Source organism: Streptomyces sp. NPDC040718 (assembly GCF_055593565.1).
Genome location: NZ_JBVIXO010000008.1, coordinates 241,011 through 264,357, shown reverse-complemented (window position 1 = coordinate 264,357; position 23,347 = coordinate 241,011). Strand labels below are relative to the sequence as shown.

Below are 23,347 nucleotides of genomic sequence, written 5' to 3'. Positions count from 1 at the left end.
CGTGTCACCGGCGGAGCCGCTCCGCACCGGGCCGGTGGACGGACCCGGTACGGAACCGGCCCGGCTCCGGCGGGTCCGGCGACCAACCGGACCGCGGCGGAGCCGTGGTGCGCCGCCCGCGCCCGCCATGGAGTGTCGGGCAGACAGCGGGGCGGGCGGCGCGGTGCCGGGTCGTCGCACTGTACGAGGGGGAGCCGACGACCGGGCGGCCTCCTTGGCGAGGCTCTTAAGTGAACCGCCCCGGGGCCCCGAGCGGCAGGGTGCGCAACGCATTTATGCGCGCACTCGGTTCACACCCCGTGTGAAGGAAACGCGGAACGGCCCCGCGCGCACCGCTCAGCCACTAGCCTGAATCGGACGAGCCCTTGGAGGGGCCCATGCAGCCCAATGCACTGCTCGACGCCCTCCTCGCCGAGGCGGGCATGTCCCACGCCGGACTCGCCGCGCATGTCAACCAGGCGGGCCGGTCCCGCGGACTCGCGCTGCGCTACGAACACACCGCGGTCTCCCGCTGGCTGAAGGGGCAGCGCCCCCGCGGCCAGGTGCCCGACCTGATCTGCGAGGTGCTGGGCGGGCGGCTGCGGCGGCCCGTCGGGCTCGACGACATCGGGCTCGGGATCCCCGGCCGGCTGAGCCCGCACGGCACCCGGCTCAGCGGCTTCGTCGACCGCGCCACCGCCCTGTGGCGCTCCGACGAGCTGGGCCGGCCCGCACAGCTCACGGCGCAGGCCCTCACCGGCACCCCGGCCGTGATCCCGGTGTGGGAGTGGGAGAACCCGCCCGAGGACGCCGACGTGTCCCGGGTGGGGCGGCGGCCGATCGGGCCCGAGCACATCGAGATCCTGCGGGCCGCCCGGGTGCACTACGAGCTGATGTACCGGCGGGCCGGCGGGATGGCCACGCGGGCCCGGATCGTGCGCTTCCTCGGCAGCGAGACCGCCCCGATGCTGCGCGGGACCTACTCCGACGAGGTCGGCCGTCCGCTGCACCGGGCCACCGGGTCCCTGGTGGCGGTCGCGGGGATCTGCGCGTACGACTCCGACGCCCACGGCCTCGCCCAGCGCTACTTCCACCAGGCGCTGCGGCTCGCCAAGGCCAGCGGGGACCGGGGGCTCGGGGCGTACGTGATCGCCCTGCTCGTCAACCAGTCGCTGCACCTGAAGGAGTACCGCCAGGCCGTGGCCTTCGCCGAGGCCGCGCTGCGCGCCGCCGGCCCGGACACCACCCCTGCGCTGGGGGCCGACCTGTACGCGATGCAGGCCAAGGCCTACGCGCAACTCGGTGACACCACGGCCGCGTTGGCATGCATCCGGCGCGCCGAGGCGGCCGCCGAGCGGATCAGACCCGGTACCGAGCCCGCCGAGACCGGCTACGTACAGCCCGGGCTGGTCAACGTACAGGTGGCGGAGGCCCTGTTGAGCCTGGGGGACCTCGCCGGCGCGCACGAGCAGGCGGCCGAGGCGGTGGGGACCCCGGCGCACGACCGGGGGCGGGTGCACCGCCTGGCGATGCTGTGCGAGATCCAGCTGCGGCAGGGGGAGGCGGACCGGGCGGTGGCCTCGGCGGCCGAAATGGCGGAGCGGGCCAAGGGGATGGAGTCGCTGCGCCTGCGGGACCGGCTGCGGGCCGTCCGGGAGCAGCTGCTGAGCAGCGGGTGCTCCGGCGCGGAGGAGACCGCGTACCTCATCGACGGGGCGCTGCGCGTTCCCCTCTGAGGCCGTCAGCTGCTGCCATGTTGCCACCAACGGATGCGGAAGGTGGCATTACCGTGCAGTGGACGAACCTGAGTGAGCAGACCGTGTACAAGAACCGCTGGTTCGATGTGAACCTCGCGGACGTGGAACTCCCCGACGGCCGGCACCTGGACCACTTCGTCATCAGGCTGCGGCCGGTCGCCGTCGCCACGGCGGTCAACGAGGCCGACGAGGTGCTGCTGCTGTGGCGGCACCGGTTCATCACCGACAGCTGGGGCTGGGAGCTGCCCGCCGGGGTGGTCGAGGACGGGGAGCCGGTCGAGGCGGCGGCCGCGCGGGAGATGGAGGAGGAGTCGGGCTGGCGGCCCGGCCCGCTCCACCACCTGATGACGGTGGAGCCCTCCAACGGTCTGACCGACGCCCGCCACCACCTCTACTGGGCGGACGGGGCCGAGTACGTCGGCGAACCGGAGGACGCCTTCGAGTCCTCGCGCCGGGAGTGGGTCCCGCTCAAGCTGGTCCCGGACATGATCGCGCGGGGGGAGATCCCGGCCGCCAACATGGCGGCCGGGCTCCTCCTGCTGCACCACCTGAGGCTGGGCCGACCCTAGGCCGCCCGGGTGGTTCAGCCGTACGGGTAGAAGCCCGAGCCCGTCTTGCGGCCCAGGCGGCCCGCGTCCACCATGCGCTGGAGCAGCGGGGGAGCGGCGTACAGCGGCTCCTTGTACTCGGCGTACATCGAATCGGCGATCGAGGCGATGGTGTCCAGGCCGATCAGGTCGGACAGCTTGAGCGGGCCCATCGGGTGGGCGCAGCCCAGCTCCATGCCGTTGTCGATGTCCTCGCGGCTCGCGATGCCCGACTCGAACATCCGGATCGCGGACAGCAGGTACGGAACCAGCAGCGCGTTGACGACGAAGCCGGACCGGTCCTGGGCGCGGACGGCGTGCTTGTTCAGCACGTCCCGCACCAGGGCCTCGGACCGCTTGACGGTCTCCTCGCTCGTCGTCAGCGCCGGGATCAGCTCGACGAGCCGCTGCACGGGCGCCGGGTTGAAGAAGTGGATGCCGATGACCTGGTCGGGCCGCGAGGTCGCGACGGCCAGCTTGACCAGCGGGATCGAGGAGGTGTTGGAGGCGAGGATCGCGTCCGGGCGGGTGATCACCTGGTCCAGGACCTGGAAGATCTCCGTCTTGACCTGCTCGTTCTCGACGACGGCCTCGATGACGAGGTCGCGGTCGGCGAACTCGCCGAGGTCGGTGGTGAAGGAGAGCCGGGCCAGGGTGGCGTCCCGCTCCTCCTCGCTGATCTTGCCGCGTTCGGCGGCCTTGGTCAGCGAGTTGTGCAGCCGGGTGCGCCCGATCTCCAGGGCCTCCCCGGTGGTCTCGGCGACCTTCACCTCAAGACCGCTGCGGGCGCACACCTCCGCGATGCCCGCGCCCATCTGGCCACAGCCCACCACGCCGACCCTGGTGATGTCGGTCGGGAGGGTAGAGAGGTCCGTCACATCGTGCCTTTCGCTGCTCATCCATCGCGGGTCCCCCGTGTTCGGCAGTGGTAACTGCATCCCGGCGCCCGCCACGCCCCCCGACGTTACTCCCGCGTTGCCCCCGGCGGCGGGCCGGGGCGGGGCATGCTGTGCCCACGCAGAGCATTGTCACGGAGAGGAACGGAGTCGTCACATGGCGCACATCGGGCGGCGGGGACTGCTGGCAGGGGCGGCGGGAGCGCTGGCCGCGACGGCGGCGGCCCCCGCGGCGGCGGATGCGGCGGCGGGGGCCGCAGCGGGGGTACGGGAACCCGCCGGGCCACCGGGGGCGGTGCCGGCGCGGGCCGCCACGGCCGGCGGCCGGGCGGGGACCGCGGAGTTCCGGGGGATGTGGATCGCGACCGTACAGAACGTCGACTGGCCCTCCGAGAGCGGGCTCTCCGCCCGGGAGCAGCGCGCGGGGCTGATCAAGCTGCTCGACGCGGCGGTGGCGCGCCGGCTCAACACGGTCATCCTCCAGGTCCGCCCGGCCGCCGACGCGTTCTGGCCCTCGACGCGCGAGCCCTGGTCGCAGTGGCTGACCGGGGTGCAGGGCCGCGACCCGGGCTGGGACCCGCTGGGCACGGCCGTCGCCGAGGCGCACGCGCGCGGGCTGGAGCTGCACGCCTGGTTCAACCCGTACCGGGTGGCCAACCACACCGACCCCTCCCGGCTCGCCGCCTCCCACCCGGCCCGCCGCAACCCCGGCTGGACCGTCGCCTACGGCGGCAGGCTGTACTACAACCCGGGGCTGCCCGAGGTGCGGTCCTTCGTCCAGGAGGCGATGCTCGACGCCGTCTCCCGCTACCCGGTCGACGCGGTGCACTGGGACGACTACTTCTACCCGTACCCGGTCGCGGGGGAGTACTTCGACGACGACGACGCCTTCGCGGAGCACGGCGGCTCCTTCACCTCCCGCGCGGCCTGGCGCCGCCACAACACCGACACCCTCGTCCACGAGATGTCGCAGCGGCTGCGCACCCTCCACCCGGCGGTCCGGTTCGGCGTCAGCCCGTTCGCGGTGTGGCGCAACCAGGGCACCGACCGGCTGGGCTCGGCCACCCGGGCGCTGCAGACGTACGACGACCTCTACGCGGACACCCGCAAGTGGGTCCTGGAGGGCTGGGTCGACTACGTCGCCCCGCAGGCCTACTGGCACATCGGGTACGCGGCGGCCGACTACGCCGAGGTCGTGCGCTGGTGGGCGGAGACGGTCGCCGGCACCGGGGTGGACCTGTACGTGGGCGAGGCGCTGTACCGCTGCGACGCCCGCAGTTCCACCACCGCCTGGCGCGATCCCGCCGAGCTGTCCCGGCACCTGACCCTCGCCCGCCGGTACGCGGAGGTCCGCGGCCACTCCTACTTCTCGGGGAAGCACGTGGTCGCGGACCCCAATGGAGCGCTGGCCAGGGTCGTCGCCGACCACTACCCGACGGCCGTGCCGCCGCGCTGACTCAGCGCCAAGTGGCGGACTTGCCCTCGGGCTTGTCCGGATGGCGTACGACGCAGTCGGGGCCGGGGGACATGACGGCGTCGTGCCCGTCCGGGAAGTGGACCCGGTACGGGGGGGCGCCGTTCTCGCCCAGGACCTCGACGATCTCGCCCACCCTGTCGTGCTGGCCAACGACCCTGCCGTGCTGCACCAGCTGGTCGCCCTCGGTCGCGCGCATCTGCTGACCTCCCTCGGAGCCGGTCCGATCCGGTGCCAGTAGTTTAGGCCGATCCGAGGCTATTTGACCCGTTGAGTCACGGTGATGCAGACGAGGACCGCGCAGGCCGCCAGCGGTGTGGCCGGGGACAGGTGCTCGCCGAGCAGGGCCACCGACCACACCAGGGTCAGCAGCGGCTGGGCGAGCTGGAGCTGGCTGGCGCGGGCGGTGCCGATCTCGGCCATGCCCCGGTACCAGACGTAGAGCCCGAAGAAGTTCGAGCCGGCCGCCACCCACAGCAGACCGCTCACCCCGTGCCAGGTCAGGTGCACCGGCTCGGACGCCAGCGCGAACGCCGCGCCCGTCAGGCTCAGCGGCAGGCACAGCACCAGCGCCCAGCCGATCACCTGCCAGCCGGGCATCGAGCGCGCCAGCCGCCCGCCCTCGGTGTAGCCGGCCGCGCACACCAACAGCGCCCCGAACAGGTAGGCGTCGCCGGCGGAGGGGGCGCCGCCGCTCTGGGCCAGGGTGAAGGCGAGGATCACCACGGCCCCGGCGACGGCCGCGCCCCAGAAGCGGCCCGACGGGCGGTTGCCCGTACGCAGCGCCGAGAAGGCGGCGGTGGTCAGCGGCAGCAGCCCCACCACGACGGCGGCGTGCGAGGTGGTGGAGGTGCGCAGGGCCAGCGTGGTCAGCAGCGGGAATCCCACCACCACCCCGCCCGCCACGACGGCGAGCCCGGCCCAGTGCTCACGGGCCGGCAGCGGCACCCGCCCGGCCAGCAGGAAGGCGCCCGCGACGGCGGCGGCCAGCACGCTGCGCAGGGCGACGAGGGACCAGGGGCCGAAGCTCTCCAGGCCCCAGGCGGTGGCGGGGAAGGTCAGCGAGAACGTGACCACCCCGAGCAGGGCGAGGGCGGTACCGCTGCGTGCGGTGGTCCGGCCGCCGTCCTCCACCTGCACCGCTATCGAGGTCGGGCGAGTAGCGCTATTCTGTGCTGTCATGTACGAGCGTAGCAGTGTGGCCGAGCTGGCAGAATCCCTGCGGTCGGAGCTCGACCGCTACCCGGTGGGTGGAAAGCTCCCGTCGAGCCGGGCCATGGTCGAGCGCTACCGGGTCAGCCCCGTCACCGTCTCCCGGGCCCTCGCGCAGCTCGCCGCGGAGGGGCTCGTCGTCACCCGGCCCGGCGCCGGGGCCTTCCGGGCCCACCCGCGTACGAGCGACCCCGCGCCCGGTGACACCTCCTGGCAGGAGGTCGCCCTCAGCGCCGAAGGCGCCGGGGAGGTCGCCCCGCGCTCCGTGGACGCCAGCGGGGTCGCGAACTCCCTCGCGGTACCGCCCGCCGGGGTCATCGAGCTCAACGGCGGCTACCTGCACCCCTCGCTCCAGCCCGAGCGGGCCATGGCGGCCGCCCTGGCCCGCGCCGGACGCCGGCCCGGGGCGTGGGGGCGGCCGCCCATGGAGGGGCTGCTCGAGCTGCGCGACTGGTTCGCCCGCGAGATCGGCGGCGCCGTCGGGTCGGTCGGAGCCGCCGACGTGCTGATCACCGCCGGCGGGCAGAGCGCGCTGACCACCGCCGTGCGGGCGCTGGCCCCGCCCGGCGCCCCGATCCTGGTCGAATCGCCCACCTACCCCGGGCTGCTGGCCATCGCCCGCGCCTCCGGCTGCCGGCCGGTACCCGTCCCGGTGGACGCCGAAGGGGTCCGGCCGGAGCTGCTGGCCGCCGCCTTCGAAGCCACCGGCGCACGGGTCTTCGTATGCCAGCCGCTGTTCCAGAACCCGACCGGCGCCGTGCTGTCCGCCACGCGCCGCACCGAGGTGCTGCGCATCGCGCGGGCCGCCGGGGCCTTCGTGGTCGAGGACGACTACGCGCGCAACCTCGCCCACGAGGACGCCGGCCCGCTGCCCGCGACGCTCGCCGCCCAGGACTCTGACGGGGTCGTGGTCCACGTCCGGTCGCTGACCAAGGCCACCTCGCCCAGCCTGCGGGTCGGCGCGCTCGCCGCCCGGGGCCCGGTACTGGACCGGCTGCGGGCCATCCAGGTCGTCGACAGCTTCTTCGTGCCCCGGCCCCTCCAGGAGGCCGCGCTCGAACTCGTCGGAGCCCCCGCCTGGCCGCGCCACCTGCGCGCCGTCGCCGCCGAGCTGCGGCACCGGCGCGAGGTCCTCGCCGGCGCCCTGCGGCGGGAGCTGCCCGGCGCCGAGCTCACCCACCTGCCCTCGGGCGGCTTCCAGCTCTGGGTGCGCCCCGGCGGGGACGGCGACGACGCCGGGTTCGCGGCGGCCGCCCTGCGCGCCGGGGTCGCGGTCACGCCGGGCCGCCCGTACTTCTGCGCCGAACCGCCCGCCGCGCACGTCCGGTTGAGCTTCGCCGGGGTGTCGGGGCCGGGGGAGCTGGTGGAGGCCGTGCAGCGGCTGCGGGGCGGACTGCCCGAGGGGCTGCTCGGCAGGGCGTCCGGGGGTGCGGGCGGGGGCGCGTCCGGGGGTGCGTAAACCCCGTTGAGGGGGCGGTGGAACCGCTCTAGCCTGCGCCTATGACCGAGATCGAGATCACCTCCCTGGCCGTCCGACCCGAACTGGCGCCCCGGCTCTGGGACATGGAGGACTCCTGGCCCGAGTTCGCCCAGAACGACCCGATCGCCTGGCTGCTCTACCCGCGCATGGTGGCCGAGTTCCCCGCGTACGTCTTCATCGCCACCGACGGCGACGAGGTCGTGGCCCGGGCCTTCAGCGTCCCCTTCGCCCTGCACACCCCCGAGCGCGGCGGGGTCCTGCCCGGGCAGGGCTGGGACCGCGTCCTGATGTGGGCCTTCTCCGACCAGCGGCGGGGTGTCCGGCCGGACACGGTCACCGCCCTGGAGATCTCGATCGCCCGCGGCCGGCAGGGCGAGGGCCTCTCCGGCCGGATGCTCACCGCCATGCGCGAGGGCGCCCGCGCGGCCGGGTTCACGGAGGTCGTGGCCCCGGTCCGGCCGAGCGGGAAGCCCGCCGAGCCGGAGACCCCGATGGCGGAGTACGCGTACCGCACCCGCGAGGACGGTCTGCCGTACGACCCGTGGCTGCGGGTCCACGTCCGCGCGGGGGCGGTCATCGACTCGGTGGCCCCGGTGTCGATGACCATCAGCGGCACCCTCGACCAGTGGCGCGGGTGGACCGGACTGCCCTTCGACACCCCGGGCCCGGTCCGCGTACCCGGGGCGCTCAGCACAGTCCACTGCGACCCGGAGCACGACCGCGCGGTGTACCTGGAGCCCAACGTCTGGGTCCGCCACCCGCTCGGCGCCGACGCGGCCGTCTCCGGATGATCGAGGTCCGCTCCGCCGGACCGGGCGACGGCGACGCCCTCGGAGAGATCCACGCCGCGGCCTGGGAGGCCGCGTACGCCCCCTTCTTCGCGCCGGACTTCGCCGCCGAGGGCGTCCGCGGCCGGCGCACCCGCTGGCACGCGCGGCTCGCCGAGGACCCGAGGACGCTGCTGCTGGCCGAGGCCGGCGGCCGCCCCCTGGCCATGTCCTGGTCCGGGCCCTCCGGGACCCGGCCGGGCCTCGCGGAGATCCTCAGCTTCTACGCCCACCCCGACGGCTGGGGCACCGGCGCCGCCGCCGTGCTGATGGAGGCGACGCTGGCCCGGCTGCGCGCGGACGGCTTCACCCGGGCCCACCTGTGGACCCTGCGGGACACCCCGCGGTCCCGCCGCTTCTACGTCAAGTGCGGCTTCGCCGGGACCGGGGCGGTGCGGGACACCGACTTCGGCGACGGCCGCCCGCTCGGACAGGTCGAGTACGAACGGGAGTGCTGAGCCGGGCCCCCGCCCGGTCGACACCCCCGATCCGGCGCGTGAGCATGGATGGAGACAGGCACCGTCGGCCTCCCCGGGAGAGAAGGACGAGACCCCGGACTGCGGTGAAGGAAGTGATGGACATGAGGGCAAGCGCCCGGCTGTCCGCCATCGCCCCCCTGCTGGTCTCCACGCTCCTGATCGGGCCCGTCGCGTCCGCCCATCCACCGGACGCGACCTCCCGCGCGCCCGCCGGGACGTGCCGGATCGAGAGCACCGGCACGGGTCTCCTCCCGGCCGCCCGCACCGTCGACGGCGTCGCGTGCGGCGGCCGGGCCCCCGTGAAGCCGCAGGAGCCGCAGGCGCCGCAGCCGACGGGGGAGGACAGCGCCAAGGCCGAGTACGACAAGGGCTTCCGGGCGGGCTTCCAGGCGGTCAAGAGCGACTGCCGGGCCGGGCCGCCCCGCACGGCGAGCCCGCCCGACCCCAACTGGACGGACGGCTATGACGCCGGTGCCGCGCTCGCGGCCAAGACCTTCTGCGGGGGCCAGGACGCCGGCCGGTAGTGGGGAGGCCGCCCCGCGCCGCAGGCCGGTCCGGCCGCCGGACGAGTTCTTTGCATAAAACTGCATAGGTACGTATAGTCATGCCATCGAGGAGGAGGGTCCGATGGTGGTACGTGTAGCGGTGGCCGGAGCGAGCGGATACGCGGGCGGTGAAGTCCTGCGCCTGCTGCTCTCGCACCCCGAGGTGGAGATCGGCGCGCTGACCGGCCACTCCAACGCCGGACAGCCCTTCGGCCCCCTCCAGCCGCACCTCGTCCCGCTCGCCGGACGGACCCTGGAGGCGACCACGCCCGAGGTCCTCGCCGGCCATGACGTCGTCTTCCTGGCCCTGCCCCACGGGCAGTCCGCCGCCGTCGCCGCGCAGCTCGGCGACGACGTCCTCGTCGTCGACATGGGCGCCGACCACCGGCTGAAGGACTCCGCCGACTGGGACAGGTTCTACGGCGCCCCGCACGCCGGCACCTGGCCCTACGGTCTCCCCGAGCTCCCCGGCGGCCGGGCCGCCCTGGCCGGGACCAGGCGCATCGCCGTCCCCGGCTGCTTCCCGACCGCCGTCACCCTCGCCCTCTACCCCGCCTACCAGGCGCGGCTGGCCGGGCCCGAGGCCGTGATCGTCGCCGCCACCGGCACATCCGGCGCCGGCAAGGCCCTCAAGGCGAACCTGCTCGGCTCCGAGGTCATGGGCACCGTGACCCCGTACGGCGTCGGCGGCGCCCACCGGCACACCCCCGAGATGGTGCAGAACCTCTCCCCGCTCGCCGGGGAGCGGGTCTCCGTCTCCTTCACCCCGAACCTCGTGCCGATGCCGCGCGGCATCCTCGCCACCTGCTCCGCCAAGGCCCTGCCCGGCACCACCGCGGAGTCGCTGCGCGCCGCGTACGAGAAGGCCTACGCCGACGAGCCCTTCGTCAGGCTCCTCCCCGAGGGCCAGTGGCCCACCACCAAGGCGGTGTACGGCTCCAACGCCGTCCACGTCCAGGTCGCGTACGACGGGTCCGCGCAGCGGATCATCGCCATCAGCGCGATCGACAACCTCACCAAGGGCACCGCCGGCGGTGCGGTGCAGAGCATGAACATCGCCCTCGGGCTCCCCGAGGCACTGGGTCTTTCCACGATTGGAGTGGCGCCGTGAGCGTGACGGCTGCACAGGGATTCACGGCGGCGGGCATCGCCGCCGGGATCAAGGCGAACGGCAACCCCGACCTGGCCCTCGTGGTCAACAACGGGCCGCGACTGGCCGCGGCGGGCGTCTTCACCTCCAACCGCGTCAAGGCCGCCCCCGTCCGCTGGTCCGAGCAGGTCCTGCGCGGCGCGACCGTCAGCGCCGTGGTCCTCAACTCCGGCGGCGCCAACGCCTGCACCGGCCCCAAGGGCTTCCAGGACACCCACGCCACCGCCGAGAAGGTCGCCGCCGTCCTGGGCGGCGAGCACAACGCCGGCGAGATCGCCGTCGCCTCCACCGGCCTGATCGGCGTCCTGCTCCCCATGGACAAGCTGCTCCCCGGCATCGAGACGGCTGCCGCCGCCCTCTCCGCCGACGGCGGCGAGGACGCGGCCATCGCCATCAAGACCACCGACACCGTCCACAAGACGGCCACCGTCTCCCAGGGCGGCTGGACCGTGGGCGGCATGGCCAAGGGCGCGGGCATGCTCGCCCCGGGCCTGGCCACCATGCTCGTCGTCCTCACCACCGACGCCGACCTCGACAGCGCCACCCTCGACAAGGCCCTGCGGGACGCCACCCGCACCACCTTCGACCGGGTCGACTCCGACGGCTGCATGTCCACCAACGACACCGTGCTGCTGCTCGCCTCCGGCGCCTCCGGCCACGTCCCCGCGTACGAGGCCTTCGCCGACGCCGTACGGACGGTCTGCGACGACCTCGCCCGCCAGCTGATCGGCGACGCCGAGGGCGCCAGCAAGGACATCCGCATCGAGGTGATCGGCGCGGCCGACGAGCAGGACGCGGTCGAGGTCGGCCGGTCCATCGCCCGCAACAACCTGCTCAAGTGCGCCATCCACGGCGAGGACCCCAACTGGGGCCGCGTCCTGTCCGCCATCGGCACCACCCGGGCGGCCTTCGACCCGGACCGGCTGAACGTGGCCATCAACGGCGTCTGGGTCTGCAAGAACGGCTCCGTCGGCGAGGACCGCGACCTGGTGAGCATGAAGGACCGCGAGGTGCGCATCACCGCGGACCTGTCCGCCGGCTCCGAGTCCGCGGTCATCTGGGCCAACGACCTCACGGCCGAGTACGTCCACGAGAACAGCGCGTACAGCTCATGAGCACCGCGAGGCGCCACACCGCGCTCCCCAAGGCCGAGATCCTCATCGAGGCCCTGCCCTGGCTCACCCGGCACAACGGCAAGATCGTCGTCATCAAGTTCGGCGGCAACGCCATGATCGACGAGGACCTGAAGGCGGCCTTCGCGCAGGACGTGGTCTTCCTGCGCCAGGCCGGCCTGCGGCCCGTGGTCGTCCACGGAGGCGGCCCGCAGATCAACGCCCAGCTCGACAAGCAGGGACTGGTCAGCGAGTTCAAGGCCGGCCTGCGGGTCACCACCCCGGAGGCCATGGACGTCGTACGCATGGTCCTGGCGGGCCAGGTCCAGCGGGAGCTGGTCGGCCTGCTCAACCAGCACGGCCCGCTGGCCGTCGGCATGACCGGCGAGGACGCCCACACCATCACCGCGACCAAGCACACCCCGCAGATCGAGGGCGAGGCCGTCGACATCGGCCGGGTCGGCGAGATCACCGCCATCGACACCGGCGCGATCGAGGCCCTGCTCGCGGACGGCCGGATCCCGGTCATCTCCTCCATCGCGCGCAGCGCCGACGACGGCCACGTGTACAACGTGAACGCCGACACGGCCGCCGCCGCGCTCGCCGCCGCACTCGGCGCCGAGACGCTGATGGTCCTCACCGACGTCGAGGGCCTCTACGCGGACTGGCCCAACAGCGACGAGGTCATCAGCCGGCTCACCGTCAGCGAGCTGGAGAAGCTCCTGCCCGAGCTGTCCAGCGGCATGGTGCCGAAGATGGAGGGCTGCCTGCACGCGGTGCGCGGCGGAGTCAGCACCGCCCGCGTGATCGACGGGCGGGTCCAGCACTCGATCCTGCTGGAGATCTTCACCGACGAGGGAATCGGCACGATGGTCGTGCCCGACGCACAGGGAGGGGACAGCAAGTGAGCGGCAACCAGGAGACCGGCAACCAGCGCTACGCCTCCCGCTGGAAGGGGGCGCTGACCAACAACTACGGCACCCCCGCCCTGGCCCTCGTGCGCGGTGAGGGCGCGCAGGTCTGGGACGCGGACGGCAGGCAGTACACCGATTTCGTCGGCGGCATCGCGGTCAACGCCCTCGGCCACGCCCACCCGGCGGTCGTCTCCGCCGTGACCGAGCAGATCACCACCCTCGGCCACGTCTCCAACCTCTACGCCTCCGAGCCCGTCCTCGCGCTCGGCGAGCGCCTGCTCCAGCTCTTCGGCCGCGAAGGGCGCGTGTTCTTCTGCAACTCCGGTGCGGAAGCGGTCGAGGCGGTCTACAAGATCGGCCGACTGACCGGGCGGACGCACATGGTCGCCACCGGCGGCGGCTTCCACGGCCGGACCATGGGCGCCCTCGCCCTCACCGGCCAGCCCGGGAAGCAGGCGCCCTTCCTGCCGCTGCCCGGTGACGTGACGCACGTCCCCTACGGCGACGTGGAGGCCCTGCGGGCCGCCGTCACCGAGGAGACCGCCTTCGTCCTCATCGAGCCGGTCCAGGGCGAGAACGGCGTGGTCGTCCCGCCCGCCGGCTACCTGACGGCCGCCCGCGAGATCACCCGGGCCACCGGGACGCTGCTCGCCCTCGACGAGGTGCAGACCGGCATCGGCCGCTGCGGCAGCTGGTTCGAGTACCAGCAGCACGAAGGCGTCGAGCCCGACCTCGTCACGCTCGCGAAGGGCCTCGGCGGCGGCCTGCCCATCGGCGCCGTGGCCGCCTTCGGACCGGCCGCGGACCTGCTCCAGCCCGGCCAGCACGGCACCACCTTCGGCGGCAACCCGGTCGCCTGCGCCGCCGGCCTCGCCGTGATCGACACCATCGCCGCCGAGGGGCTGCTCGACCGGGTCAAGGCCCGGGGGGAGCGGCTCCGCTCCGGAATCGAAGCCTCCGGTCACGGGCTGGTCTCCCACGTCCGCGGGTCGGGCCTGTTGCTGGGTATCGTGCTGACGGAGCCGCTCGCACCGAAGGTGCAGCTCGCGGCCCAGCAGGCCGGATTCCTGGTCAACGCGCCCGCCCCCGACGTGGTACGGCTGATGCCGCCGTTCGTCATCACCGAGGCCGAGGTGGACGCGTTCGTCCGGGCACTTCCCGGCATCCTCGACTAAGCGGGACGATCCGGAGAATGAGACGACGATGAGCCAGGCGCAGGAACCCGAGCAGAACGGCGGCCCCTCCGTTCCGCAGACCCGCACCGCCCGCCACCGCCGGATCGTGGACATCCTCAACCGGCAGCCGGTCCGCTCCCAGAGCCAGCTGGCCAAACTGCTCGCCGACGACGGGCTGAGCGTCACCCAGGCGACGCTCTCCCGCGACCTCGACGAGCTGGGCGCGGTCAAGATCCGCAACACCGGCGGCGAGCTGATCTACGCGGTCCCCAGCGAGGGCGGCTTCCGCACGCCCCAGGCACCGCTCGGCGAGTCGGCGAAGGAGGAGCGCATGCGGCGCCTCTCCGGCGAACTGCTGATCTCGGCGGAGGCCTCCGCGAACCTCGTGGTCCTGCGCACCCCGCCCGGCGCGGCCCAGTTCCTCGCCTCGGCGATCGACCAGGCCGAACTCCACGCGATCCTCGGCACCATCGCGGGCGACGACACCCTGATGCTCATCAGCCGCGACCCGGCCGGCGGCCAGGCCCTGGCCGACCACCTGCTGCGCCTGGCGCAGAAGGAGGGCTGAAGCCCTTCAGTACCGGGTCACGGCCAGGGCGCCGCTCTCCGTGCCGATCGCGATGTGCGGGCGGCGGCGGGGGTCCGCCCAGCGGAGCAGCTCGCGCATGGCGCCACGGGGGACGGAGACGCAGCCGGCCGTGGCGCCCTTGCCGTCCACGTGCAGGAAGATGCCCGCGCCGCGGCCGCGCACCGGCTGCTCGTAGTTGAAGCCGATGACCAGGGCGTGCGCGTACTGCTGCTCGTACGTCACCAGGTGCTCGGACTCGCCCGGCGCGCAGTCGGCGGGCAGGGGCTCCGTCCAGCGGTTGTAGGCGGCCGAGGCGTTGTCCTGGCACCACCACGAACGGTCCGTCACCCGCCGGTAGGCGTACTCCGTTCCGGCCGGGGCGCGCGCGATGCCGAAGGCGTACGGCAGCCCGTACAGGCCCGCCGGGGTGGTGTCCGTGCCCTGGACCCGGGCCGTGCCCTCGGTCAGGCCGTTCGCCCCGAACCGGGCGGGCGCCCTGCCCGCCTCGAACCAGCGCCCCGCGCGCCGGTCCCACCAGGTCAGCGTCCCCGTCGTGGACCCGGGCGCCGGGGCGACGGCGGTGATCAGCTGGCTGCCGCCCCCGGTGTCGGCGAGGCGGGCGGGCAGCGGGTCGGGGCCGTACGGGAAGAGCCCGGCGAGGATCAGCGAGCCCGTGAGCAGGGCGGTACGCAGCACACGTCAGACGGTACGGCCGACGGGCGCGGCGGCGGCGCAGGCAGGCCGTGGACGGGCGTCACAGCAGCCGCATCCGGTGGACGTCCAGCACCCGGGCCGCCCGTGCCAGCAGCAGGCCGAGCTCCGCGTGGTGCGCCTCCCCTTCGTCGAGGGTGCTGAGCCAGTTCCAGTTGATCACGGCGCTCCGCGCCTGAAGGCCCAGCCCCGGGTCCGGGTCCGTCATCATGGCCACCGAGGCCCGCAGTTCGGCGCTCCCGCCCCGGCCGCGCAGCAGCCGGAACGCGGCCCGGCGGACGTGCGCGGGCCACTCGGGCCCGGTACGCGCGGCCAGCGCGGCGGGGTCCAGCCGCTCGGCCGCGCGGAGCAGGCTGAACGCGGCCTCGCGGGACGCCGAGGCGGACGGGTCCTCCAGCAGCGCGAGCAGCACCGCGTCCTCGACGTCGAGGCCCAGCGCGCGCAGCCCGGCCACGGCGGCGGCCCGCACCGCGCCCTCGGGGTGGTCCAGCAGGGCGTGCAGCAGCGGCCCGTCGGCCTGTCCGGCCACCTCCCGGAAGCCGGTCACCGCGTACCGGGTCACCCGCTGCCGGTCCGTGACGAGCTCGCGGTAGTGCGCGTACGGGTCGCCGCCGTCCTGGCGGAGCAGCCGGCGGGCGCAGGACCGGACCTGGCCGGCCGGGTCCGCCAGGTGGTCCACGGCCTCGGCCGCCCGTCCGGCCCGGCGCAGCGCCGTCACCCCGGCGGCCCGCACCGCGACGAAGCGGGAGCCGAGCAGGGCGTCGACGGCCCCGTCGTCCGGTCCGCCGGCGGCCATCGCCGCCAGGGCGGCGTCGGTCCACACCCGGCCGGTCACCGGATCGCGCTCGGCGGCGGCCCGCCGGGCGAGCTCGTGCGCGCCGTACTGCCCGCAGGCGGAGGCGACCCGGGCCGCGAAGCGGCGCGTCGGCCGGTCGGCGCTGCCCGCCAGGCGTTCGAGCATGCCCTCGCGCTGCGGGGCGGTGAGCGAGTTCCAGCTCCAGGTCGTCGACGGCAGCCCGGGGCGCCACCATGCGGCGAGGAGGGAGTACCGGCCGCTCAGAGCGGCCTCCAGCTGCTCCACCGCCCAGCCTCCGTGCTCGCGCCCGCCCAGCCGCAGGGCGAGCGGGACGAGTGCCGTCAGCACGTGGGCGGGGTCGTCGGCCACCGGCCGGTTCAGCGCCCGGCGGGCCCGGTCCCGATTGCGGACGGGGTGCTGGGCCACCACCCGGCCGAGCACCCTGCGGGCGCGGTCGCGGACCTGGGGGACCCAGTCGGCGCACCGGATCACCAGGAGCGCCGGCGGCGGGCTGCGCCACGCGGCGAGCGCGGCCATGCGCACCCGCCCGTCGGGGTGGCACAGCCGGGCCTCCAGCCGGCCGCCGCCCTCCCACGTGCCGTGGGAGCGCTGGAGGCGGCGCACCTCCTCGTCGAAGCCGATCCAGGCGTCCGGGCCGTTTCCGACGAGCTGGGCGGTGACCGGCGATTCGTGCCCCTGCAGCAGGCTCATGGCCACGTTGCGTCCCCATGACGCGTTCTCCGCCGCGCTCCACATGCGCCCTCCCCGGGACCGTTCCGCTCGCGCGATCGTAGGCGGCCGCAGGCGGGCGGTGCTCCCGATATACGGGCTGGTCAGCCGGGGCCACCGAACCTCGATTGACGAAACATACGGAGCAATGCATAGTTATGCCTACACCTCGGCCGGTCGCGCGTCGCATCGCGCCGTGAATCGTTTGACGCTGTACCGAGACGGCCTCCCCGCTTCCTGCGCGGCGGGGAGACCGTCGCACCACGACCCTCATGAGGAGCAGTAGCTGTGAGCAGCAACAACGGTGACGTCCGGCTCTGGGGCGGCCGGTTCGCCGACGGCCCGTCCGAGGCCCTCGCGAAGCTGTCCGCGTCGGTCCACTTCGACTGGCGCCTCGCGCCGTACGACATCGCCGGCTCCCGCGCCCACGCCCGCGTGCTCGCCAAGGCGGGCCTGCTCACGGCCGAGGAGCTCGACCGCATGATCGCGGGCCTCGACCAGCTGGAAGCGGCCGTGGCCGACGGCTCCTTCACCGGCACCATCGCCGACGAGGACGTGCACACCGCCCTGGAGCGCGGCCTGCTGGAGCGGCTCGGCCCCGACCTCGGCGGCAAGCTCCGCGCCGGCCGCTCCCGCAACGACCAGGTGGCCACGCTCTTCCGGATGTACCTGCGCGACCACGCGCGGATCATCGGCGGGCTGGTCGCCGACCTCCAGGACGCGCTGGTCGGGCTCGCCGAGGCGCACCCGGACGTGGCGATGCCGGGCCGGACCCACCTCCAGCACGCGCAGCCCGTCCTGTTCGCCCACCACGTACTGGCCCACGTGCAGTCCCTGTCCCGGGACGCCGAGCGGCTGCGGCAGTGGGACACGCGGACGGCGGTCTCCCCGTACGGCTCGGGCGCCCTGGCCGGCTCCTCGCTCGGCCTGGACCCGGAGGCGGTCGCGGCCGACCTGGGCTTCGAGCGCGGCTCGGTCGGCAACTCGATCGACGGCACGGCCTCGCGCGACTTCGTCGCCGAGTTCGCGTTCGTCACCGCGATGATCGGGATCAACCTGTCCCGGATCGCGGAGGAGATCATCCTGTGGAACACGAAGGAGTTCTCCTTCGTCACCCTCCACGACGCCTTCTCCACCGGCTCGTCGATCATGCCGCAGAAGAAGAACCCGGACATCGCGGAGCTGGCGCGCGGCAAGTCGGGCCGCCTCATCGGCAACCTGACCGGTCTGCTGGCCACCCTCAAGGCGCTGCCCCTGGCCTACAACCGGGACCTCCAGGAGGACAAGGAGCCGGTCTTCGACTCCTGCGACACGCTGGAGGTGCTGCTGCCGGCCTTCACCGGGATGATGGCCACCCTCACGGTGAACCGGGAGCGGATGGAGGAGCTGGCTCCGGCGGGCTTCTCGCTCGCCACCGACATCGCCGAGTGGCTGGTCAAGCAGGGCGTGCCCTTCCGGGTCGCGCACGAGGTCGCGGGCGAGTGCGTCAAGGAGTGCGAGGGGCTCGGCATCGAGCTGGACGAGCTCACGGACGAGCAGTTCGCGAAGATCTCGGAGCACCTGACCCCCGAGGTCCGCACCGTCCTCAACGTCCCCGGCGCGCTGGCCTCCCGCAACGGCCGGGGCGGCACCGCCCCCTCGGCGGTCGCGGTCCAGCTCACCGAGCTGAAGGCGGACCTGGTCATCCAGCACGCCTGGGCGGTCCACAAGCAGTAGCGGGTACGGCCCGGAGGGGCGGTGCGGGCCACGGGCCCGCACCGCCCCTCCGGCGTGTCCGGGGGCGGCGGACGGCGGTTCAGCCGGTCCGCGCCCCGGCCCAGCCGGCCAGCGCGTCGAAGTCCGGCCGGGTCAGGCCGATGCGCTCGTCCACGTGCATCAGCAGGGTGTGCGCCGGGTGGCGCTGGTCGGCGTACTCGCGGTCCATGGCCGTGATGTCGTCGTCGATCCAGGCGAAGGGCCGGGCGCCCGCGTACTCCAGGACGTACTGCGTCTTCCAGAAGGTGCCGCGCGGCGCCCGGCCGTGCATCACCGGCCAGTCGATGAAGGGGAGCCGCGGCAGCCCCAGGTGCGGGCCTATCCAGTCGTTCGCCTCGTCCTTCCAGGTGGTGGCCCAGACCAGGTCGTACGAGTCCGCCAGCGCGAGCAGCTCCGCGCCGTGGCCGTGGTTCAGCCAGACCCGCAGCGGCTTGCCGTCGGTGAAGCCGGTGGGCCGCATCCGGTGGGTGGTGTAGCCCTCGGGGCGACGCTGGGCCTTGGCGGCGTAGGGGTTCAGGGGGCCGTCGACGTCGATCAGCAGCAGTGGCTTCATGGCTCCAGACTTCTTCACGGTCCGCCCCCAGGGCGATCCGTTTTCCTTGATCGGGATCAATGAATGAGACATGCGCGTCTCATTCGGGGTATGCTTGTCTCATGGCCATGGATCGTGACCAGGTGCTCCGCGACGCGGCGGCCCTGCTTTCCCGCAAGTCGACCGCGACGATGGACGAGGTCGCCCGCGCCGCCGGCATCGGCCGCGCCACCCTCCACCGGCACTTCGCCGGACGCGACGCCCTCGTGCGGGCCCTCGAAGACCTCGGCATCCGGGAGTTCGAAGGCGCCTTCGACCGGGCCCGCCTCGACGAGGGGACCGCCGTGGACGCCCTCCGGCGGCTGATCGCCGAGACGGAGCCCAACGCCCAGCTGCTGGCCTTCCTCGTCACCGAGAACCAGCTCTTCGAGGGCGACGAGGTCAACGAGGGCTGGGCCCGCCTCGACTCCCGCGTCAACGCGCTCTTCAAGCGCGGACAGCAGGAGGGCGACATCCGCATCGACCTGAGCCCCGCATGGCTCACCGAAGCCCTCTACGGCCTCGTCGGCAGTTGCGCCTGGGCCGTCATGGACGGCCGGGTCGCGGCCAAGGACTTCCAGTACATGATCACCGAGTTGCTGCTCGGTGGCGCACGACGGAGTGTGGAGTGATGACCCGAACCGAACAGCTGCACCGGGGGGCGGGGGCGGAGGAGAAGGGCAGGGGGCGCTGGCTCGCCCTCTCCGTGCTCGTCCTGGCCGTCCTGCTGGTCGCGGTCGACGCCACCGTACTCGGCCTCGCGACCCCCTCCCTCAGCGAGGACCTCAAGCCGTCCGGCACCCAGCTGCTGTGGATCGGCGACATCTACTCCTTCGTCATCGCCGGCCTGCTCGTCTCCATGGGCTCCCTCGGCGACCGCATCGGGCGCAAGAAGCTCCTCCTCACCGGAGCCACCGCCTTCGGCGCCGTCTCGGTCCTGAACGCCTACGCGACCAGCCCCGAGATGATGATCCTGGCCCGCGCCCTGCTCGGCGTGGCCGGCGCCACCCTGATGCCCTCCACCCTCGCGCTGATCCGCAACATCTTCCACGACCCGCGCGAGCGCAGCCTCGCCATCGGCATCTGGGGCGCCACCGCCTCCGCCGGCGCGGCCGTCGGCCCCGTCGTCGGCGGAGCCCTGCTCCAGCACTTCTGGTGGGGCTCGGTCTTCCTCATCAACCTCCCGGTGATGATCGCCCTGGTCCTCGTGGGCATCCGGCTGCTGCCCGAGTCCAAGAACCCCGTCGCGGGCCCCTGGGACCTCCTCAGCGTCGCCCTGTCCCTCGTCGGCGTCATCGGCGTCGTCTACGCCGTCAAGGAAGTCGCCACCCACGGCGCCACCCCCGGCGTCTGGATCGCCGCCACCCTCGGCGCCGCCTGCCTCTACGCCTTCGTGCGCCGCCAGTTCACCCTGGCCTCCCCGCTGCTCGACATGCGGCTCTTCAAGCACCGCGGCTTCTCCGGCGCGGTCCTCGCCGACCTGCTGACCGTCTTCGGCCTCTCCGGGCTCGTCTTCTTCCTCTCCCAGTTCTTCCAGCTGGTACAGGGCCGCGACCCCCTCGAAGCCGGACTCGCCGAACTGCCCGCCGCCATCGGCGCGGTGGCCACCGGCCTGGTCGCCGGCAAGTACGCCCGCAAGTACTCCGTACGCGTCATCGTCACCGGCGGCCTCGCCGCCATAGGCCTGGCCCTCGCGGCGCTCACCGTGATCCACCGCGAGACCGGCTACCCGCTGCTCGGCGCCGCCCTGCTCGTCGTCGGCCTCGGCGCCGGCTTCTCCTTCACCGTCACCGCCGACGTGATCCTCTCCAGCGTCCCCAAGGAGCAGGCCGGTTCGGCCTCCGCCGTCTCCGAGACCGCGTACGAACTCGGCGCCGCACTCGGCATCGCCCTGCTCGGCTCCGTCGTCACCGGCGTCTACCAGGGCTTCACCGCCCCGGCCTCGGTCCCCGCCCCGGTGGCCGACGCCGCGCACGAATCGCTCGGCGGCGCCGTGGAGGCCGCCCGCGCCCTGGACCCGCAGACCGCCCACACCATGGTCGGCGCGGCCCAGGACGCCTTCGTGGACGGCCTGCGGCTCGCCTCGGGCGTCGGCGCCGCCGTCCTCCTGGCCACCGCGGCGGCCGCCTGGTTCCTCCTCAAGGGCCAGGAGCTCCAGGAAGGCGTCGAACACTGACGCACCGCCGGACGACGGTGTCCCGAACTCCCGGACGGCTTCGGCGGAATTGACAGCCCGTCGGAGCCCGGGACACCATCCCGGCGATGGAGATCAACGACCTGACCCCGGCCGAACGACGCGTCGTCGACGCCTTCCCGCGCGGCGAGGCGGTCGACTTCCGCGAGAGCCCCGACGAGACCTCCCACGACGGAGCCGGCTGGGGACCCGGTCGCACCGTCCGCGCCGAGGTGCTGCGCAACCTCCTCGTCGGGGGCGCCGCCGAGGAGGGCCGCGTCGCCGGGATCAAGCTCTACGGCGCGAGGATCACCGGCAAACTCGACCTGAAGTACGCGGTCGTGGACCACCCCATCCGGATGCGGTCCTGCTGGTTCGAACGCAAACCCATGATGTACGGCGCCCAGCTGCGCGCCCTCGTCCTCGGCGACTCCACCCTCCCGGGCCTGACCGCCGCCACCGTACGCGTCGAGATCGTGCTCAGGCTCTCCGGCTGCCGCATCGACGGCCCCGTCCGGCTCGCCGGCGCCAAGATCGCCGGCGGCCTCTTCCTCCAGGGGGCCGTCATCCGGCAGGGCAGCCTGCCCGACGAGGCCGATGAGCCCCCGCTCCAGCTGAACCACGCCGAGATAGGGACGGACATCATGGCCGACGGCCTCACCGTCCACGGCCAGTTCCGCATCAACGGAGCCGGCGTCGCCGGCCAGATCAGCCTCGACGACGCCCGGCTCCTCAACCCCGGCGGCATCGCCCTGCACGCCGAGACCCTGACCGTGGGCAGCGACCTGCGCGGCCACCGGCTGCACGCCGAGGGCATGGTCAACCTCACCGGAGCCCGGATCCCCGGCCAGGTCATACTGACCCGTGCGAGCCTCTCGAACCCCGGCAACGTGGCCCTGCGCGCCAGCTCCGCCGTCATAGGGGAGTTCTGGCTGCGCAAGGCCCCCGCCATCGACGGCATCGTCAACCTGCGCCGCAGCCAGTTCGACATCCTGTGGGTCGAGCCGTCCGTCTGGCCGCCCCTGGTCCGCACCGACGGGCTCACCTACCGGCTGCTCCACCCCCACCTGCCCGCCGAGGAGCGGCTGCCGCTGCTGGAGCGCGAGGAGGACGGCTACCTGCCGTACGCCTACGAGCAGCTGGCCGCCGCCTACCGCACCGTCGGCGACGAGGCCGCCGCCCGCACCGCCCAGCTGGCCAAACTGCGCCGCCACCGGCGCACCCAGCCCCGGCACACCCGGCTCTGGGGCCTGCTCCAGGACGCCACCGTCGGCTACGGCTTCCGGCCGATGCGCGCGGCGGCCTGGCTGCTGGCGCTGACGCTCACCGGGACCGTCGCATACGGGATCACCCCGCCCCGGGCGCTCAAGGCGGGGGAGGCGCCGGAGTTCAACCCGCTCTTCTACACCCTCGACCTGATGCTGCCGATCATCGGCTTCGGCCAGGAGGGGGCCTTCGCGCCGGCCGGCTGGTACCAGTGGCTGTCGTACCTGCTGATCGTGACCGGCTGGGTCCTCGCCACCACCACGGCGGCGGGCGTCAGCCGGTCACTCCAGCGGTAGCAGCAGCCCTCAGGCCGCCTTCGCCTTCGTCGCGTACATGTCCACGTACTCCTGGCCCGACAGCCGCATGACCTCGGCCATCACCGAGTCGGTCACGGCGCGCAGCACGTAGCGGTCGCGGTCCATGCCCTCGTAGCGGGAGAACTCCATCGGCTCGCCGAAGCGGATCGTGACCCGGCCCGGGCGCGGCATGCCCGCGCCGCCGGGCTGGAGCTTGTCCGTGCCGATCACCGCGAACGGGACCACCGGGGCGCCCGTCATCAGGGTCAGGCGGGCGATGCCGGTGCGGCCGCGGTAGAGCCGGCCGTCGGGGGAGCGGGTTCCCTCGGGGTAGATCCCGAAGACCTTGCCCTCCTCCAGGATCCGGCGGCCCGTCATCAGCGCGGCGACGCCGCCGTTCGCTCCGTCCCGGTCCACTGGGATCATGCCGGAGCCAGTGAAGAACCACGCCATCAGACGGCCCTTGAGGCCCTTGCCCGTCACGTACTCGTCCTTGCCGATGAAGTGGACCGTGCGGTCGCACACCAGCGGCATGATCATCGAGTCGATGAAGGTCAGGTGGTTGCCCGCCAGGATCACCGGACCCGTGCCCGGGATGTTGTCGAGCCCCTCCACCTTGGTGCGGAACATCAGGCGGATGACCGGTCCGACAGTGGCTTTGATGAGCGCGGTACGGAACAACGTGAGCCCTCCGGCATCGAAAAGCGGCTTTCGCACCACACGGCGGTAGTGCAGGTGAGGACGATACTCGCGGGTCGCCCCTGTTGGCACATCGGGTTCACGAGGTGGATACGCAGTGTTGACACACGTTTCCGCCATGTTCCGGCGGAGCCCACCCCCGCGCCACCCTCCTTTGCCTACCATCGCCACGCCGATCCGGGCTTCCACGCCCCCC

General features: G+C 73.5%; 23 protein-coding genes. 16 read left to right on the top strand and 7 right to left on the bottom strand.

The window, feature by feature from the left end:
• The first annotated feature begins 377 nt into the window (after positions 1 to 377).
• On the top strand, positions 378 to 1,715 hold the full coding sequence (locus ACZ597_RS21935) for a tetratricopeptide repeat protein (RefSeq protein WP_471332595.1): 1,338 nt from the start codon (positions 378 to 380) through the stop codon (positions 1,713 to 1,715).
• Positions 1,716 to 1,768: 53 nt separating this feature from the next.
• Positions 1,769 to 2,305 carry an NUDIX hydrolase gene (locus ACZ597_RS21930; protein ID WP_471332592.1) on the top strand — a complete coding sequence of 179 codons (537 nt, stop codon included), beginning with the start codon at positions 1,769 to 1,771 and terminating at the stop codon, positions 2,303 to 2,305.
• Positions 2,306 to 2,319: 14 nt separating this feature from the next.
• Here ACZ597_RS21930 and ACZ597_RS21925 read toward each other — a convergent pair whose 3' ends face one another.
• The gene (locus ACZ597_RS21925; protein ID WP_471332590.1) at positions 2,320 to 3,222 is read right to left on the bottom strand and encodes a 3-hydroxybutyryl-CoA dehydrogenase; all 903 of its coding nucleotides are present in this window, start codon (positions 3,220 to 3,222) and stop codon (positions 2,320 to 2,322) included.
• Positions 3,223 to 3,376: 154 nt separating this feature from the next.
• Between ACZ597_RS21925 and ACZ597_RS21920 the strand changes: the two genes are divergently transcribed.
• Positions 3,377 to 4,675: a glycoside hydrolase family 10-like protein gene (locus tag ACZ597_RS21920; protein ID WP_471332587.1), complete on the top strand. Its 1,299-nt coding sequence runs from the start codon at positions 3,377 to 3,379 to the stop codon at positions 4,673 to 4,675.
• A 1-nt stretch (position 4,676) separates the two neighbouring features.
• Here ACZ597_RS21920 and ACZ597_RS21915 read toward each other — a convergent pair whose 3' ends face one another.
• Together ACZ597_RS21915 and ACZ597_RS21910 are read right to left on the bottom strand one after the other, a co-directional pair.
• Positions 4,677 to 4,892: a DUF1918 domain-containing protein gene (locus tag ACZ597_RS21915; protein ID WP_362468972.1), complete on the bottom strand. Its 216-nt coding sequence runs from the start codon at positions 4,890 to 4,892 to the stop codon at positions 4,677 to 4,679.
• Between the two features lie 59 nt (positions 4,893 to 4,951).
• Complete coding sequence (locus ACZ597_RS21910; RefSeq protein WP_471332584.1) at positions 4,952 to 5,875, bottom strand: DMT family transporter; 924 nt, start codon at positions 5,873 to 5,875, stop codon at positions 4,952 to 4,954.
• Between ACZ597_RS21910 and ACZ597_RS21905 the strand changes: the two genes are divergently transcribed.
• The 9 genes from ACZ597_RS21905 to ACZ597_RS21865 all read left to right on the top strand — a co-directional run bounded on the left by ACZ597_RS21905 (position 5,874) and on the right by ACZ597_RS21865 (position 14,155).
• Positions 5,874 to 7,364: an aminotransferase-like domain-containing protein gene (locus ACZ597_RS21905; RefSeq protein ID WP_471332581.1), complete on the top strand. Its 1,491-nt coding sequence runs from the start codon at positions 5,874 to 5,876 to the stop codon at positions 7,362 to 7,364. The genes ACZ597_RS21910 and ACZ597_RS21905 overlap by 2 nt on opposite strands.
• 41 nt (positions 7,365 to 7,405) lie before the next feature.
• Positions 7,406 to 8,176, top strand: a complete 771-nt coding sequence (locus ACZ597_RS21900; protein ID WP_471332578.1) for an N-acetyltransferase — start codon at positions 7,406 to 7,408, stop codon at positions 8,174 to 8,176.
• Entirely contained in the window at positions 8,173 to 8,670 is a 498-nt protein-coding gene (locus ACZ597_RS21895; RefSeq protein WP_471332575.1) for a GNAT family N-acetyltransferase, read from the top strand. The genes ACZ597_RS21900 and ACZ597_RS21895 overlap by 4 nt, the downstream gene beginning before the upstream one ends.
• Before the next feature lie 122 nt (positions 8,671 to 8,792).
• Positions 8,793 to 9,215 (top strand): hypothetical protein, encoded by a 423-nt coding sequence (locus tag ACZ597_RS21890; RefSeq protein WP_471332573.1) that lies wholly within the window; start codon positions 8,793 to 8,795, stop codon positions 9,213 to 9,215.
• Positions 9,216 to 9,318: 103 nt separating this feature from the next.
• Complete coding sequence (argC, locus tag ACZ597_RS21885) at positions 9,319 to 10,347, top strand: N-acetyl-gamma-glutamyl-phosphate reductase (protein WP_471332570.1); 1,029 nt, start codon at positions 9,319 to 9,321, stop codon at positions 10,345 to 10,347.
• Positions 10,344 to 11,501: a bifunctional glutamate N-acetyltransferase/amino-acid acetyltransferase ArgJ gene (gene argJ / locus ACZ597_RS21880; protein WP_471332567.1), complete on the top strand. Its 1,158-nt coding sequence runs from the start codon at positions 10,344 to 10,346 to the stop codon at positions 11,499 to 11,501. Before argC ends, argJ begins: the two co-directional genes overlap by 4 nt.
• Positions 11,498 to 12,406, top strand: coding sequence for an acetylglutamate kinase (gene argB / locus ACZ597_RS21875; RefSeq protein WP_470968958.1), 909 nt, complete (start codon positions 11,498 to 11,500; stop codon positions 12,404 to 12,406). The genes argJ and argB overlap by 4 nt, the downstream gene beginning before the upstream one ends.
• Positions 12,403 to 13,587 carry an acetylornithine transaminase gene (locus ACZ597_RS21870; protein WP_471332563.1) on the top strand — a complete coding sequence of 395 codons (1,185 nt, stop codon included), beginning with the start codon at positions 12,403 to 12,405 and terminating at the stop codon, positions 13,585 to 13,587. Before argB ends, ACZ597_RS21870 begins: the two co-directional genes overlap by 4 nt.
• Positions 13,588 to 13,615: 28 nt before the next feature.
• Positions 13,616 to 14,155 carry an arginine repressor gene (locus tag ACZ597_RS21865; RefSeq protein ID WP_007263124.1) on the top strand — a complete coding sequence of 180 codons (540 nt, stop codon included), beginning with the start codon at positions 13,616 to 13,618 and terminating at the stop codon, positions 14,153 to 14,155.
• Positions 14,156 to 14,161: 6 nt separating this feature from the next.
• On the opposite strand, the gene ACZ597_RS21860 is transcribed toward ACZ597_RS21865, so the two are convergent.
• The gene (locus tag ACZ597_RS21860; protein ID WP_471332743.1) at positions 14,162 to 14,848 is read right to left on the bottom strand and encodes a L,D-transpeptidase family protein; all 687 of its coding nucleotides are present in this window, start codon (positions 14,846 to 14,848) and stop codon (positions 14,162 to 14,164) included.
• A 61-nt stretch (positions 14,849 to 14,909) separates the two neighbouring features.
• The gene (locus tag ACZ597_RS21855; RefSeq protein WP_471332560.1) at positions 14,910 to 16,373 is read right to left on the bottom strand and encodes a hypothetical protein; all 1,464 of its coding nucleotides are present in this window, start codon (positions 16,371 to 16,373) and stop codon (positions 14,910 to 14,912) included.
• A 306-nt stretch (positions 16,374 to 16,679) separates the two neighbouring features.
• Between ACZ597_RS21855 and argH the strand changes: the two genes are divergently transcribed.
• Entirely contained in the window at positions 16,680 to 18,107 is a 1,428-nt protein-coding gene (gene argH / locus ACZ597_RS21850) for an argininosuccinate lyase (protein WP_469115073.1), read from the top strand.
• 79 nt (positions 18,108 to 18,186) lie between these two features.
• On the opposite strand, the gene ACZ597_RS21845 is transcribed toward argH, so the two are convergent.
• The gene (locus tag ACZ597_RS21845; RefSeq protein WP_471332557.1) at positions 18,187 to 18,699 is read right to left on the bottom strand and encodes an HAD domain-containing protein; all 513 of its coding nucleotides are present in this window, start codon (positions 18,697 to 18,699) and stop codon (positions 18,187 to 18,189) included.
• 101 nt (positions 18,700 to 18,800) lie between these two features.
• Here ACZ597_RS21845 and ACZ597_RS21840 point away from each other — a divergent pair, with 101 nt between their 5' ends.
• The 3 genes from ACZ597_RS21840 to ACZ597_RS21830 all read left to right on the top strand — a co-directional run bounded on the left by ACZ597_RS21840 (position 18,801) and on the right by ACZ597_RS21830 (position 22,452).
• A complete protein-coding gene (locus ACZ597_RS21840; RefSeq protein WP_471332554.1) occupies positions 18,801 to 19,349 on the top strand; it encodes a TetR/AcrR family transcriptional regulator in 549 nt (182 codons plus the stop codon).
• Complete coding sequence (locus ACZ597_RS21835; protein ID WP_471332552.1) at positions 19,349 to 20,893, top strand: MFS transporter; 1,545 nt, start codon at positions 19,349 to 19,351, stop codon at positions 20,891 to 20,893. The genes ACZ597_RS21840 and ACZ597_RS21835 overlap by 1 nt, the downstream gene beginning before the upstream one ends.
• A gap of 86 nt (positions 20,894 to 20,979) precedes the next feature.
• Positions 20,980 to 22,452 (top strand): membrane-associated oxidoreductase, encoded by a 1,473-nt coding sequence (locus ACZ597_RS21830; protein ID WP_471332549.1) that lies wholly within the window; start codon positions 20,980 to 20,982, stop codon positions 22,450 to 22,452.
• A gap of 9 nt (positions 22,453 to 22,461) precedes the next feature.
• Here ACZ597_RS21830 and ACZ597_RS21825 read toward each other — a convergent pair whose 3' ends face one another.
• A complete protein-coding gene (locus ACZ597_RS21825; RefSeq protein ID WP_405983156.1) occupies positions 22,462 to 23,082 on the bottom strand; it encodes a lysophospholipid acyltransferase family protein in 621 nt (206 codons plus the stop codon).
• Positions 23,083 to 23,347 lie beyond the last annotated feature (265 nt).